This is a genomic window from Deefgea piscis (assembly GCF_019665785.1).
Classification (GTDB): Bacteria; Pseudomonadota; Gammaproteobacteria; order Burkholderiales; family Chitinibacteraceae; genus Deefgea.
Genome location: NZ_CP081149.1, coordinates 879,506 through 894,684 on the forward strand (window position 1 = coordinate 879,506; position 15,179 = coordinate 894,684).

General features: G+C 45.6%; 14 protein-coding genes. 9 read left to right on the forward strand and 5 right to left on the reverse strand.

Annotated features, from left to right (window positions below; translation table 11 throughout):
• Positions 1–2: 2 nt before the first annotated feature.
• Together K4H25_RS04185 and K4H25_RS04190 are read right to left on the reverse strand one after the other, a co-directional pair.
• Entirely contained in the window at positions 3–611 is a 609-nt protein-coding gene (locus K4H25_RS04185; protein ID WP_221022137.1) for a nucleotidyltransferase domain-containing protein, read from the reverse strand.
• A gap of 250 nt (positions 612–861) precedes the next feature.
• A complete protein-coding gene (locus tag K4H25_RS04190) occupies positions 862–3,072 on the reverse strand; it encodes a penicillin-binding protein 1A (RefSeq protein WP_255587999.1) in 2,211 nt (736 codons plus the stop codon).
• A gap of 230 nt (positions 3,073–3,302) precedes the next feature.
• On the opposite strand from K4H25_RS04190, the gene K4H25_RS04195 reads away from it, so the two are divergent.
• The 7 genes from K4H25_RS04195 (at position 3,303) to aroB (ending at position 9,887) form a co-directional block, all read left to right on the forward strand.
• Positions 3,303–4,376: a pilus assembly protein PilM gene (locus K4H25_RS04195; protein ID WP_173533200.1), complete on the forward strand. Its 1,074-nt coding sequence runs from the start codon at positions 3,303–3,305 to the stop codon at positions 4,374–4,376.
• 116 nt (positions 4,377–4,492) lie between these two features.
• A complete protein-coding gene (locus tag K4H25_RS04200; RefSeq protein ID WP_255588002.1) occupies positions 4,493–4,963 on the forward strand; it encodes a PilN domain-containing protein in 471 nt (156 codons plus the stop codon).
• Positions 4,960–5,589, forward strand: a complete 630-nt coding sequence (locus tag K4H25_RS04205; RefSeq protein WP_221022140.1) for a type IV pilus inner membrane component PilO — start codon at positions 4,960–4,962, stop codon at positions 5,587–5,589. Before K4H25_RS04200 ends, K4H25_RS04205 begins: the two co-directional genes overlap by 4 nt.
• Positions 5,590–5,610: 21 nt before the next feature.
• Complete coding sequence (locus K4H25_RS04210; protein WP_221022141.1) at positions 5,611–6,135, forward strand: pilus assembly protein PilP; 525 nt, start codon at positions 5,611–5,613, stop codon at positions 6,133–6,135.
• Between the two features lie 2 nt (positions 6,136–6,137).
• Positions 6,138–8,216: a type IV pilus secretin PilQ gene (locus tag K4H25_RS04215; RefSeq protein WP_255588004.1), complete on the forward strand. Its 2,079-nt coding sequence runs from the start codon at positions 6,138–6,140 to the stop codon at positions 8,214–8,216.
• 67 nt (positions 8,217–8,283) lie between these two features.
• Positions 8,284–8,799 (forward strand): shikimate kinase, encoded by a 516-nt coding sequence (locus K4H25_RS04220; RefSeq protein WP_247646510.1) that lies wholly within the window; start codon positions 8,284–8,286, stop codon positions 8,797–8,799.
• Positions 8,799–9,887 carry a 3-dehydroquinate synthase gene (aroB, locus tag K4H25_RS04225; protein WP_374706353.1) on the forward strand — a complete coding sequence of 363 codons (1,089 nt, stop codon included), beginning with the start codon at positions 8,799–8,801 and terminating at the stop codon, positions 9,885–9,887. The genes K4H25_RS04220 and aroB overlap by 1 nt, the downstream gene beginning before the upstream one ends.
• On the opposite strand, the gene K4H25_RS04230 is transcribed toward aroB, so the two are convergent.
• Positions 9,818–11,053, reverse strand: a complete 1,236-nt coding sequence (locus K4H25_RS04230; protein WP_221022144.1) for a YihY family inner membrane protein — start codon at positions 11,051–11,053, stop codon at positions 9,818–9,820. The two genes, aroB and K4H25_RS04230, sit on opposite strands and share 70 nt — an antisense overlap.
• A gap of 67 nt (positions 11,054–11,120) precedes the next feature.
• On the opposite strand from K4H25_RS04230, the gene wrbA reads away from it, so the two are divergent.
• Complete coding sequence (gene wrbA / locus K4H25_RS04235; protein ID WP_221022145.1) at positions 11,121–11,723, forward strand: NAD(P)H:quinone oxidoreductase; 603 nt, start codon at positions 11,121–11,123, stop codon at positions 11,721–11,723.
• Positions 11,720–12,091: a DUF2069 domain-containing protein gene (locus tag K4H25_RS04240; RefSeq protein WP_221022146.1), complete on the forward strand. Its 372-nt coding sequence runs from the start codon at positions 11,720–11,722 to the stop codon at positions 12,089–12,091. The genes wrbA and K4H25_RS04240 overlap by 4 nt, the downstream gene beginning before the upstream one ends.
• 366 nt (positions 12,092–12,457) lie before the next feature.
• Here the strand turns inward: K4H25_RS04240 and K4H25_RS04245 are convergent, their stop codons facing one another.
• Both K4H25_RS04245 and pssA read right to left on the reverse strand, forming a co-directional pair.
• Positions 12,458–14,260, reverse strand: coding sequence for a 2-isopropylmalate synthase (locus tag K4H25_RS04245; RefSeq protein WP_221022147.1), 1,803 nt, complete (start codon positions 14,258–14,260; stop codon positions 12,458–12,460).
• 127 nt (positions 14,261–14,387) lie between these two features.
• The gene (gene pssA / locus K4H25_RS04250) at positions 14,388–15,164 is read right to left on the reverse strand and encodes a CDP-diacylglycerol--serine O-phosphatidyltransferase (protein WP_221022148.1); all 777 of its coding nucleotides are present in this window, start codon (positions 15,162–15,164) and stop codon (positions 14,388–14,390) included.
• Positions 15,165–15,179 lie beyond the last annotated feature (15 nt).

Here is a 15,179-nt window from a genome sequence, read left to right on the forward strand (position 1 = left end):
TCCTATTCCTCTGATGCAATAGAGTGTGTCGATTGACTGTCTGCTATCAGTTGTTGAAGTTGTCGGTAATTAGCGCGCTCATTTTTTTTTGCGTATTGATGACGGGCGACACTGGGCAATATTTGTAAATGTACTTCTGTTTGATCAAACCAGAAAGCAATTGTTGGAGAATCGGTTTGACGATATTGCGTCTTTCTCTCTTTACTTGAGTAATCTATTTGTTGATTTAATAAAAAAATTTCAACAATTTTTGGGTCATCAGAGTAAACCAAAAGATTAATATCAGAGTGTTTACTGGCATTGCCCTTGAGTATCGAGCCAACGAGATATGGCTCAAATTGCTGGAAAAAAATCATTAAAGCCAATGCTTTTTGACGTAATTTAAGTAAATCTTCATCAAAATCGGGGCAAAATAACAGCTGATAATGCGCCATTGCTGCTTCTATTTCTGCAGTGCAAGCGCCGATCTCCTTGGTGGATAAGCCTAATTCGATACAAGCTTGACGACGTGCTTGCTCAAAATTTTTAGCTCGACCCTCGTGCATTAATTGTGCCGCACGTTGAGCCATTTTGTCGCGGTGGGAAGATATTAATGTCGTTGTGATAGACATGCCGTCTTTCCTTGTTGCACGAGTTCAAGGGAGAGTAATGCATCAATACATCATTATGGCAGGACAATATTTTAACAACAGCATAAATTATATAGGCCTATGTATATCGATGAAACCGAATTGATATCGGGCCCCTAAAGATATACATAGGATTTCTTGTTATTGAATCATTTAAACGACTGCGGTTTAACTTAACAGAATACAGGTTAGTTAATTTGTGCGTACCGCGTAATTTTTCGTCAGCCTAGCGTTAAAATAATTGTTCTTTAATTTCATCGATCGGAGCCGCTTCAGTCTCGCTGCCACCACTTAGACCAAGCTGTGGATTGGTAGATTGAAACTCTTGATAAAAATATTCGGTGATCGGACCGCGTTCAGTCTCAGTCGTTCGGCTAATGACACCATCTGGCATTACCCAAGGTGATTCGGGAATATCTTTGAGTGCTTTACCCATGAAATTCACCCAAATAGGCAGTGCGGCACCGCCACCGGTTTCGCGTGCGCCGAGTGATTTAGGTTTATCAAAACCAATCCAAGTAATGGTGACTAAGTTAGCTTGATAACCTGCAAACCAAGCATCATAAGCATCATTGGTTGTCCCTGTTTTGCCTGCCAAATCGCTGCGGCCTAGCACCTTAGCTTTCGTTGCGGTACCCATTTTAATGACATCGCCCATCATTGAATTCATGATGAACGCATTGCGCGCATCCAAGGTGCGCGGTGCATTTTTGCCGGCAACCTCTGGCTGGGTTTGCGCTAATACTTTACCGCGCGCATCTTCGATGCGATCAATAAAAAATGAGCGCACACGGTAGCCGGTATTGGCAAATACCGAATAACCTTCTGCCAACTGCAACGGCGTGACGCTGCCCGCACCGAGTGCCATGGTCAGATAGGCAGGGTGCTGCTTGGGGTCAAAGCCAAAGCGGGTTAAATGCTGCTGTGCATAGTCGGTACCGATGGCTTGTAAAATCCGCACAGACACTAAATTGGTCGATAGGGTCAAAGCTTTACGCACCGAGGTCATGCCTCTAAAACGACCATCGTAATTCTTCGGCTCCCAGCGTTGTCCACCAACTTCAATGACCAAGGGGGCATCATTGATCATGGTTGCAGGGGTGACCCCGCGCTCTAAACTTGCGGAATAAACGAAAGGTTTAAAGCTAGAGCCGGGTTGACGCCATGCTTGAGTGACATGATTAAAGTTGTTATGGTTAAAATCAAAACCACCAACCAGTGCTCGAATCGCGCCATTTTGTGGATCCATTGCGACAATGGCCCCTTCGACTTCAGGTAGCTGCTTAATGGCCCAGCCCTTTTCTGTGGCATTCACGCGAATGATAGCGCCAGGGCGGATTCGGTTCGCTGGGGTGTTTTTATCAGAAAGGGCGCTACGGGCAAAGCGTAAGCCATCACCTTGAATCGTAATTTGTTCACCACCTTGCAAGTAAGCACGAACTTCTTTGTTATTGCTACTCAATACAATGGCCGGGCGTAAGTCATCAGCTTCTTTGATGTTGCTAAGTGCTTCATCGAGCTGTTCATCTATTTGATTTGCCAGTAGTGCCGCATCAATAAAGCCCTCAGGACCTTTGTAGCCGTGGCGATTATCGTACTCGAGAATGCCGCTACGCAATGCACTATACGCATCATTTTGTGCTTGGCTATTAATGGTCGTAAAGACTTGGAAACCTTGGGTGTAGGTCGCTTCTTGATATTTTTTAAACATCATTTGCCGTACCATTTCAGCGACATACTCAGCATGAACAGGAAACTGTTGGCTATTACGGCTAAATACTAATTGTTCGGTTTGTGCGGCTTTGTATTGTGCGGCATCAATAAAATTCAGCTCAGCCATTCTGCGTAGCACATACATTTGACGTAATGTGGCTCGTTTTGGATTAACAATTGGATTGTAAGCTGATGGGGCTTTTGGTAAGCCGGCCAACATGGCAAATTCAGCAACTGAAAGGTCTTTTAGGTTTTTTCCAAAATAAGTTTGTGCGGCAGAAGAGAAACCGTAAGCACGCTGGCCTAAATAAATTTGGTTAATATAAAGTTCTAAAATCTGATCTTTAGATAGGTTGTGCTCAATTTTGAATGCAAGTAAGGCTTCATTGAACTTACGAGTGTAAGTTTTTTCATTGGATAAATAGAAGTTTTTGGCAACCTGCATCGTGATCGTGCTGGCGCCTGATTGTGAGTGCCCAGAAAGTACATTACCAACAATCGCACGCAGCACACCGAGATAATCAATGCCACCATGCTGATAAAAACGCTCATCTTCGGCGGCCAGTAGCGCGTTAATCATCATTGGCGGAACTTGGTTGATGGGAACAAAGGCCCGTCTTTCCTCGCCAAATTCACCAATTAAAACTTTATCTTCACTGAAAATTCGTAATGGAATTTTAGGTTTGTAGTCAGTGAGCGCATTGAGCGGAGGCAACTTTGGATAGGTCACAATAACGGCTAAAGCCGCTAAGCTTATGCCAATGATTGTAATTCCAAAGAAAACTATAAGCAGGGAAATAATTAATTTTTTTGCCATGAGTATGAATCTATTATTCAGTGAGTGGTAATTTACGGGTTTTGTACTGATGTTGCAAAAAAAGAGATTAAGAGTTAGCTTACTTTACAGGAGTAAGGTGTCACTGATAGGATTTTTTACCAATTACAATAGGGAATATTGCGTTGAACCTCGATTTTCTTAAACCGAAAGCGCCTCCGCTTATCGGTCTAGACATCAGCTCTTCGGCCGTAAAGATGGTTGAGCTGAGTCAAGCGGGGCGCAATTTTAGCCTTGAGCGCTATGTTATTGAGCCCTTACCTAAAGATGCGGTGACAGACAATAATATCGTGAATTCCGAGGCCGTGGCACATGCAATTCGCAATGCATGGCGGCGGATGGGAAGTAAGGTTAAAAATGTAGCCGCAGCGTTGCCGGCCTCAGCGGTTATTACTAAAAAGATTTTGGTGCAAGCAGGCATGAGCGAGCGTGAGCTTGAGAGCCAAGTAGAAACCGAGGCTAATCAATATATTCCATTTTCTTTAGATGAAGTTAACCTTGATTTTCAGGTGCTAGGGATTGCTGCAAATAATCCAGATGAAGAAGATGTATTGATTGCCGCCGCGAAAAAAGACAAAGTCGATGAGCGCGTAGCGGCAATTGAAGAGGCAGGCTTAAAGGCGGTTGTATTGGATGTGGAATCCTACGCCACTCAGGCGGCTTTTGAATTGATGCGTCCACAATTGCCTAATGGTGGCGAAAATCAAATCGTTGCTGTTGTTGATATTGGCTCAACAGCAATGCACATGAATATCTTTAAAGATGGTCAGTCGATTTATAGTCGTGATCAAGGCTATGCGGGTAACCAACTCACACAAGAGATTCAAAGAAAATTCAATATGTCGGCCGAAGAGGCTGAGCAAGCCAAGCGGCAAGGTGGTTTGCCGGATAATTACGAGCCTGATGTATTGCAGCCATTTATGGATACGATGGCGCTTGAGATTTCTCGCTCGCTGCAGTTTTTCTACACTTCCAGTAATTACAATGCAGTGGATCATATCCTCTTGGCAGGAGGATGTAGTGTGATTCATGGCCTAGATGAAGCGGTTTCAAGTCGTACTCAGGTCGCCAGTACTATGCGGGCAAACCCATTTTTTAGTATGTCAACTGGCAAGATCAAAGGTAAGCAAATTCAACTGGATGCGCCTTCATTGCTGATTGCATGTGGTTTGGCTATGCGGAGGTTTGACCCAGTATGATTCGGATTAATTTATTGCCACATCGCGAACAAAAGCGTGCGGCACGGCAGCGGCAATATGTGTCAATGTTGATTATGTCTTTTTTGTTGGCAGTGGGGGTGGTACTCGCCGGATACATGCTGCTTTCAGCAAAAGTAGATATTCAAAATGGACGTAATCACTTTTTAACTGAAGAAAACGCCAAGCTCGATCGTGAAATAGCAGAAATTGACAAATTAAAAACCGAGAAACAAGCTTTGCTGGATCGGAAGAAAATTGTTGAGCGTTTGCAATCTAATCGAACAGAAACCGTTCATTTACTTGATCAGTTAACACGACAAGTGCCTGAGGGCGTGTATTTGAAAGAAGTTAAGCAAACCAATGAGCAATTGGTATTAACCGGCTACGCACAATCAAATGCTCGGGTATCAACATTAATGCGTAATTTAAACGATTCGCCTATTTTTGAGCAGCCTTTGCTGATTGAAGTAAAATCAGCTTCTGTAGGTAATCAAAGATTATCTGACTTCACATTAAATATAAAACTAACACGAGTTGATGAGCCAGCAGAAAACACGGCTAGTTCAGTGAAGAGAGGCCAGCAATGACATTGGATGATTTAAGAAATTTAGATCCAAAAGATGCAGGCAATTGGCCAATACAGGTTCAGTTAGGATCATTGATTGTCGTATTAGTTTTAACCATTGCTGCGGGTTATTTTTATGTTTGGAGCGCTCAGGTTGAAGAACTTGAAGCGGGGCAAGCAACAGAAATTCAATTAAAAACTGAATTTATTGATAAGAAAAAACGAGCAATTAATCTTGCTGAATACAAGCAACAGTTGTTGGAAATTCAACAATCATTTGGTGCTTTACTTAAGCAATTGCCAAATCGCTCTGAAATGGAAACATTGCTGACCGAGATTAATCAAGCAGGTGTAGGACGCGGCTTATTGTTTGAACTATTCAAGCCTGGTCTTGAGATAAAAACAGCTGAGTTTGTTGAAGCACCGATCTCAATTAAAGTCACAGGTAGCTATCATGATCTAGCTGCTTTTGTGAGTGATATTGCCCAGCTTTCACGAATTGTGATTTTAAGTGATGTTAAATTAAGCGCTTCAAAAGATCAGTTATTGACCATGGAAGCGACAATTAAAACTTATCGCGCATTGGATGAGGCTGAACTACAAGCGATTCGTCAGGCTGAAGCTGAAGCGCGTAAAAAGAAAAAATAAAGGTCTATCGGAGAAAATATTGTGAAAAGATGGCTCCTTTATGTATTGTTGCTAACGGGATTAACCGGTTGTTTTGGCGATGAACATAGTGATTTAAAAGAATGGATGGTGGAACAATCAAAAGGCCTACGAGGAAAAATTGAGCCGTTGCCTGAGGCAAAGGTGTATGTTGCATTTCCTTATGAAGCTTTTGAAATCGCCGATCCATTTCGAACTAGCAAAATGGAATTGGCCAAAAAGACCAATGGTAGTGGCTTAGCGCCAAATATGAATCGTGTAAAAGAGGTGTTAGAAAATTACGACCTTGAAAAACTACGCATGGTTGGGACTTTACAACAAGGTGCCGCAGTACAAGCGCTAATTCGTGCGCCTGATGGTAATTTGTATCGAGTTAAGCAAGGTAGTTATATGGGGCAAAATTTTGGCATGGTCGCGAAAGTGTCAGAAACTGAAATTACATTAAAAGAAATTGTTGAAGACAGTGGTGGCGATTGGGTTGAGCGAACGACTGTCTTGGGCTTGGATGATGCGGAGCAGAAAAAATGAAAATGAATAAGAGCCTGGCGCGTTTAAGCTATTTTGCTTTATGTTTGTTAACGCCATTTGCATTTGCAATCGATGCGGCCAATATCACCAATGTTGAAGTCAGTAACGTCAGCGCCGATAAGCAAATTATTAAAGTTACCTTTAATAGTGCGCCACCAACACCAACGAGTTTCTCTGTGAACACGCCGCCCCGGATTGCATTTGACTTTGCAAATACCGCGAACCAAACCGGGAAAAATGTTTATCCAGTTAATGGTGCTGCATTACGCTCAGTGAATGTAGCCGAAGGAACGGGTCGAACTCGCTTAGTGTTTAATTTGCAAAAACAAGCCAGTTACGAAACCAGCGTAGAAGGTAATTCGTATTTAATTACTGTTGATGCTGCAGCTGCGGCGAATAGTGCAGTCAATAGTGCACCTGTTCGGAGTAATACGCAGTTTTCAGATGCGAAATCCAGCAGTAAATCAGAAGGGATTCAAGCGATTGATTTCCGGCGTGGTTCGGCCGGTGAAGGTAAAGTTATTATTGATTTATCCAGCCCCAATGTTGGTATTGATATTCGCCAACAAGGTAAAAATCTAGTCGTTGATTTTTCAAAAGCGGGCTTGCCAAAAAATCTAGAGCGCCAACTCGATGTCACTGATTTTGGCACGCCAATTCAAAAAATTGAAACCCATGCGCAAGGTGACTCAGTCAAAATGCTGATTGAGCCTAAAGGCAATTGGGAATATTCAGCCTATCAAACCGAGAATCGATTTGTGGTTGAAGTGCGCGATGCCAGTGCCAACAAAGATAAAGTAGCAAGTAAAGCGAATTACAAAGGTGAAAAATTATCTTTGAATTTCCAAAATGTTGAAGTGCGTACGGTTTTGCAAGTGATCGCTGAATTTACCGGTTTAAATATTATTACCAGTGATTCGGTGGGTGGTGCATTAACACTACGATTAAAAGATGTGCCTTGGGATCAAGCGTTGGATATTATTTTGCAAGCCAAAGGGCTTGATCAACGTAAAACAGGCAATGTGATGTGGATTGCCCCAAGGGATGAATTGGCCGCGAAAGAGAAATCTGAATTAGAAAATCGTAAACAAATTTCTGAATTAGAGCCAACTCGCACTGAATATTTCCAGCTGAAATATCATAAAGCCGATGCGTTAAAAACTATTTTGAGCGATGAAAAGCAAAAGATTCTTTCGCCGCGTGGTTCAGCGGTGATTGATCCTCGTACCAATCAAGTGGTGGTGCAAGACATCCCATCTAAGCTTGAGCAAATTCGCGAGTTGTTGACCAAAATTGACATCCCTGTGCGTCAAGTGATGATTGAAGCGCGGATTGTTGAGGCTGAAGATGGTTTCCAACGTCAACTTGGGGTGAAATTGCATGGTTTATATGCCAAAGGCGATACGGCGTTTGGTGGCAATTTAACCAGTAAAGATTACACCAGCCCAGGTGGCTCGACTTTTCCGGGCCCTGCCGTTGGTGGCAATGTGCCTTCAGTGAGTTTGCCTGCGGCAGGGATTGGCGGCTTTACTCCTAGCTCAATTGCGATGTTGATTGCTGGTTCAGATGGTATTTTGGGCTTGGAGTTGAGTGCATTAGAGCAAGATGGGAAGTTGAAAATCGTTTCGAGCCCACGTTTGGTGACTGCCGATCAAGTTGAAGCAGTGATTGAAGATGGTCAAGAAATTCCATATTCAACTTCATCACAAAATGGTGCAACCACGGTTGAATTTAAAAAGGCGACGTTGTCATTAAAAGTGACGCCACAAATTACGCCAGATGGCAGCGTATTTATGGATGTGCATGTGAATAAAGACAGCCGAGGCACCGAAACCATAAATGGCCCAGCGATTAATACCAAGCAAATTAAAACCAAGGTCTTGGTTGAAAGCGGCGGTACCGTGGTAATTGGTGGTATTTATATTGAAAATACCGGCAATACGATTACGCAAGTTCCACTCTTGGGTGATATTCCGGTATTGGGTAATTTGTTTAAAAATCGATCAACCAAGAAAGAGCGTCGTGAGTTGTTAATTTTCTTGACGCCTCGCGTATTGGAATCAGATCTAACGCTGCGATAATCTAGCAACGTTGCGAGCCCATGGCTCGCTAAGGAACATAGATTCAAGTAAAATGCCTGGCATGAGAATGCCAGGCAATTTTTATTTAGTCGGCCTAATGGGGGCTGGCAAAACGACCGTGGGGCGTGCCCTTGCGCGTGCAACCCAGAAAACTTTCTATGATTCGGATCATGAAATCGAAGCGCGAACTGGCGCTCGTATTCCTATGATTTTTGAAATCGAAGGGGAGAGTGGGTTTCGTGAACGAGAGGCAGAGACCATCGCCGAGCTTTCCAAATTACAAGGCATTGTATTGGGAACAGGTGGTGGCGCGATCTTAAATCCAATTAATCGGAATCATTTACGGCGCAATGGCTATGTGATCTATTTGCGCGCTAGCCCTGAAGAGCTGTATTCACGCACTTGCCATGATAAAAATCGGCCTTTATTACAAACGGCAGATCCCTTAGGCAAACTCAAAGAACTCTACGAACAACGCGATCCGCTGTATCGCGAAGTGGCCGATCTGGTGATTGATACCAGCCAACAAACTGTGAATACCCTTTTGCAATTACTGCTAAAAGAATTGGAGCGTCAGGCATGATCCGTAATGTACACGTTGATATTGACCACGCCCCGTACTCGATTTTGATTGGTGAAGGTTTACTTCAGTCCGTCGAGCCACTGCTTGCATTGCTAGCGCAAAAACGCGTTGCCATTGTAACTAATGAGACGATTGCACCGTTGTACTTGGCGGGTTTAGTGGCTCAATTAGAAGCTGCTGGTGTTGAATGCCAGTCGATCATCCTGCCCGATGGTGAAAAATATAAAACTTGGGACAGTTTAAATCTAATTTTTGATGCGCTATTAACTGCACGTGCCGAGCGCAAAACCACCTTGATCGCTTTAGGCGGTGGGGTGATTGGTGATATGACGGGCTTTGCCGCTGCGGTCTATCAGCGCGGCGTGCCGTTTATTCAAATTCCTACGACGCTGCTCGCTCAGGTTGATTCTTCGGTCGGCGGTAAAACCGCGATTAATCATCCATTGGGTAAAAATATGATTGGCGCGTTTTATCAGCCTAAGCTGGTACTCGCTGATTTAAGTACGCTAGCGACTTTACCGCAGCGCGAGTTTTCAGCCGGAATGGCCGAAGTCATTAAGTATGGCTTGATTGACGATCTAGAGTTTCTCGTCTGGCTCGAAGAAAGCATCGATGCTTTAATGGCGCGTGATGTGGATTTAATCGCCTATGCCGTGGAACGTTGCTGCCAAAATAAAGCGCGAATTGTGGCTGCTGATGAAAAAGAAACCGGTCAGCGCGCCTTGCTCAACTTGGGTCATACCTTTGGCCATGCCATTGAGGCTGGATTAGGTTATGGCGTTTGGTTGCACGGCGAAGCTGTTGCAGCGGGGATGGTGCTTGCAGCGCATGCTTCGCGCGCATTAGGGCATTTACAAGCAGCTGATGTGGATCGTGTGATCAATCTATTGCAAAGAGCCGGCTTACCGGTGGTTTCGCCTGTTTTAGGGGGCGAGCGTTATAAGGCTTTAATGGCGCAAGATAAAAAAGTCGACGCTGGTCGAATCAAATTTATCTTGCTGCGCCAATTGGGTGAAGCTTATATCGGTGAGTTGCCTGAAATCGCGATTGATACCGCATTGCTGGCAGGTTGTGAATCTAGCAAATAATCGGCCAGCGATAGATCTAACGCCGAGCGGGCTAATTCTAGATGAGATTCTAGCCCGCTATCGACTTCACTATTGAGTGGGCTCACCACCAATTCAAATACCGTTAGCAAGCTAATTCGCTGGCTACTGCAAGCCAAAATCCATTCGCCATCCCGAGTTGATTCAACCCATTGTTTAGCCGTCATTTGTTCTAATAATTGCTGTGTGGCATCGATGCCGAGCTCAACTTTGCGGCGTAATTGATCGATGTGCAGCACTTCGCCATGTTGGTGGGCGCGCGCTAAAGCAGCTAAAATCTGCACTGCTTGTTCAAAGCGCGTACCGTGATGATTATCCCAGCGCCAGCCATTGCCATGCCAATACGACAAACTCGCTGATAATACCGCCCCCGCTAAAATCAATACCCAGCATAAATACAACCACATCAAAAAAATCGGAAAACTCGCAAAAGTGCCGTAAACCAAGTTGTATGTGGTGAATTGTTTGATATACAAACCAAATAGCATCTTCATCAATTCGAGGCACGCGCTGCTAAACAGCGCCGCAATTAAGGCGTGCGAGCGAGGAACAAAGCAATTGGGGAGTGTGAGATACAGTAATCCCAAAGTAATAAACATCAGCAGCCATGAAGATATTTGCAACATGGGGATGTTGAGTCCACCTAGGCCCGAATTTTGCGATATCCAGCTGGTGAGTGACAAACTTAAACCAATCAAAATCGGCGCTAAGGTGAGTGCCGCCCAATAAGTAAGCGTGCGCGATAGCCATTTTCTGGGGCGTTTAACGCGCCAAATTGAATTAAACGTTTTCTCAATGGTAAACATCATCAATAGCGCAGTGGCCAGCAAGCCAATCATGCCCATCGTAGTGAGACTATCGGCATTGTTGGCAAATTGGCGCATATACACGCCAATCACTTTGCCGGAGGCTTCGGGGACTAAGTTATTGAGGATAAACCCGCGAAATTTACCCACATTGATGCTGAACATCGGAAAAGCTGAAATCAGCGTAATCGCAATGGTAAACAGCGGCACCACCGCCAGCAAGGTGGTAAATGTCAGGCTACCGGCGGTTTCTAGGCAACGATCATTGAGTAGACGTTGACCGACAAAGCGAGAAAAACCGCTAATTCGGGTCAATCGTGGGAAAGTGTTAGCAAAATTCATAGCAGACAACGATAAGAAGCGAATCCCATTATAATAGCGCATCCTGAAAGCCGCCCCTGTAAAGATCATGACTGAAATCCTTGTTTTGTATTACTCAACCCACGGTGCTACGCGTCAGATGGCGCAACTAATTGCACGGGGTATTGAAGCGACAGCGGGCTGCTCAGCGCGCTTACGCACTGTGCCGCGGATCTCGACGGTGTGTGAAGCCACCGAGGCGGATATTCCAACTACAGGGGCGCCGTATGTCACGCTCGACGATTTACTTGAATGTGACGGCTTAGCACTGGGAAGTCCCACTCGCTTTGGCAATATGGCGGCACCGATGAAATATTTTTGGGATTCGACCATTGCCGATTGGCTCAAAGGCACTTTGATTGGCAAACCCGCTTCAGTCTTTACCAGTTCAGGCACATTGCACGGTGGCAATGAATCCACACTATTGACGATGATGCTGCCGCTATTGCATCACGGCATGCTGATTGTTGGAACGCCGTATTCAGAAACCGCTTTGATGTCGACTACGACCGGTGGTACGCCGTATGGCCCGAGCCATTGGGCTGGCACTGAGTCAAACCAAGCGATTTCGGACTCTGAGCGCGTGCTGTGCTTGGCGCAAGGGCGTCGATTGGCAGAAGTTGCACTGAAATTAAAAGGAATAAGTGAATGAAATTAAGTCCCGCCAATTTGCCAGCATTGCAAACCATTACCGTCATTGCCTTGGTGGCGATGATTTTGCTAACTACCGCATGGGAATTATGGCTCGCGCCGCTTAAGCCCGGTGGTTCATGGGTGGTATTAAAAGCGCTGATTTTGTTTTTGCCATTACGCGGTTTATTGCATGGCCGCCGCTATACCTATCAGTGGTACACCATGTTTGTGTTGGTGTTTTTTATGGAAGGCGTGATGCGCGCATGGAGTGATCAAGGTTTATCACAAGTATTGGCAGCGATTCAAGTGGTGCTGACGGTGGTGAGTTTTGTGAGTGCTACTTTATATGCCAAGTATTCTCGACCGAGTTTATTGGCGCAAAGTTAATGGGTAGTTGATGTATGGGTATATGGCTGCATAGTATTTATTTCAGTGCATAGATGAATATACCTATTGTTGGCTGATGATTGAGTTTGGTTTTTAGCTTTAAGGGTCTGTCGCCCGATAGATAGAACAATGCCCCGCTGGATCGCAGCGGGGCTTTGTAGTTTATGCGTTCGGTTTCTTCAGTTGTGGCTTAGGTTCACCAGACTAAAAGCTTGAGCGCGCGCAATTTGTGGTTGCTGCCTCCGCCAATCGATGGGGGTGGTATCGATCGGTGCCGTGATTCGCAAATGCTTGCCATTGAGCAGTACCTAACAGCGTGCTGCTCAACGACAAAAAAGCAGTGGATGTCGCACTAGGTGCATTCACTTAAACCGGTTGTGGATGCACTCGATTAATATTGTTGTGGATTTTATTCAGTGCCGAAATATACGCTTTGGCGCTGGCAACAATAATGTCGGTATCTGCACCTTGGCCGTTGACGATTTTGGCGTCCTTCATCAAGCGCACGGTCACTTCACCTTGGCTGTCTGTTCCTGAGGTGATTGCATTGACCGAATACAGCTGCATTTCTGCGCCGCTATTAAACAGTGATTCAATCGCTTTAAAGGTCGCATCTACTGTGCCATCGCCGTGTGCCGTAGCATGGCGCTCAATCCCTGCTTCGCTGACCACTAGATCGGCGCTTGGTGTTTCGCCAGTTTCGGAAACCACTTTCAAGGAAATGAGTTTGATGTGTTCTTGCTCAATCGAAATCAACTCATCGGACACCAAGGCGTGCAAATCTTCATCGTAAATTTCGCGTTTTTTATCGGCCAAAGTTTTAAAGCGCGCAAAAGCGGCATTCAAGGCTTCTTCCGATTGCAGTTCAATGCCCAATTCCATCAACTTGGTTTTAAATGCATTGCGGCCAGACAATTTACCCAAGCTCAAGCGATTCGTGCTCCAGCCTACCGATTCCGCGCTCATGATTTCATAGGTTTCGCGGCATTTCAAAATGCCATCTTGGTGAATCCCTGACTCATGGGCAAAGGCGTTGGCGCCGACAATGGCTTTGTTCGGCTGTACCGGATAGCCGGTAATCGTTGAAACCAATTTACTGGTTGGCACGATTTGGGTGGCATCGACATTGCATTCAACGTTGAAAATATCGCGGCGAGTTCGCGTCGCCATGACGACTTCTTCGAGTGAGGCATTACCAGCGCGTTCGCCCAAACCGTTAATCGTGCATTCAACCTGACGTGCGCCGCCCAAAACCGCGGCCAAAGAGTTGGCTACCGCCATGCCCAAATCGTTGTGGCAATGTGCCGACCAGATTACGGTATCGCCGCCTTTGGTTTTGGCGATCAATTCGCGGAAAAACGCCTCAGTGCGTTGTGGTACGGCGTAGCCGACGGTATCAGGCACATTCAAGGTGCTCGCGCCAGCTTCGATGACCGCGCCAAAAATACGCGCCAAAAAGTCGATATCGCTACGCAAAGCGTCTTCTGCCGAAAACTCAACATCATCGGTGTATTCACGCGCCATTTTGACGGCTTTCACTGCGGCTTCAACCACCTGATCTGGCGTCATGCGCAATTTGTGTTCCATATGAATCGGGCTGGTGGCGATAAAGGTATGAATTCGGCCACGTTTAGCGTCTTTAATTGCTTCACCCGCAGCGCGTACATCACGCTCATTGGCGCGCGCCAAAGAACAAACCGTGCTGTTTTCGATAATGCCAGCGATGGTTTTGATGGCATCCGCGTCGCCTGGGCTTGCGGCGGCAAAACCGGCTTCAATGACGTCAACGCCGAGTTTTTCCAATTGGCGAGCGATACGGATTTTTTCTTCTTTGGTCATCGATGCGCCAGGAGACTGCTCACCATCACGCAATGTCGTATCAAAAATCACCAAGCGGTCATTACTGCGTTGAGTCATGCTGTGCTCCTGAGTCTCTGCGGCGGTGGTTTGATCACGGCCCATATAGTTTTGGATATTGAATTGCCGGCCTTGCTGACTTGCCAATTGAGCCAGTTTATTCACTTGGGCGAGCGGCAAGCTGCCGCGTTCGCGCCATTTATAAATCGCAGCTCGGGATACCGGCTCATCTGGAAAAGCAGCATTAAGCTGATCGGCCAGTGTACTGGGTCCACCAAAATCAGCGATTAGACGATCGATGTCTAATGACACAGTGTTCTCCTTTGCAGCGATGACTTGAGATTAGCCATTTTTAGACTTAGTGTCAAACTTGAGAAATAAAAAAGAGCGACCTGTTGTATTGGCCGCTCTTTTTTCTACATTTTATTTATAAATTAGACTATTTGTCTAATTTTCTGACTTGTTTTGGACGTTTCATCACAAGCCACAGCCAATACACATAGCCTGAGGCGGCGTAGCAGATAAAGAAACTAAACAACACCAAGGCTGGGCGTGATGCGCCGATGAGCAAAATCAAGGTGGCAATCAATAAACTCACAAAAGGCACGGTTTTGCGCATATGTAGCTCTTTAAAGCTCCAGTACGGCACGTTGGACACCATAGTTAAGCCAGCAAATAGCGTAAAGCACAGCGCAGCGTAGGGTAGTAGCTCAACCAAGGGCGATAAATCGTCATGGTATTCAATATTGATCCACACTAAACCGGCGACTAAGGCCGCTGCAGCTGGGCTGGGTAGTCCTTGAAAAAAACGTTTATCAACCACTTCGATATTGGTATTAAAGCGCGCCAAACGCAGTGCGGCGCCAGCGCAGTAGATAAAGGCCACCGCCCACCCGAGTTTGCCAAAGCCCGACAAGCCCCATTCATACATAATTAAAGCCGGAGCAACGCCAAACGACACCATGTCGGACAAGCTATCAAATTGCGCACCAAATTCAGATTGCGTATGCGTCATTCTGGCAACACGGCCATCCAGGCCATCTAAAATCATCGCAGCAAAAATCGCCAACGCCGCCGATTCAAACTGGCCATTCATGGCTTGCACGATGGCATAAAAGCCAGAAAACAGTGCGGCGAGGGTAAATAAATTGGGCAGCAAGTAAATACTTTGACGGCGCAAGGTTTGTGCGCGGCTTGATGGGGGTTGCAGTTGCATGAAAGCCTCGATTGC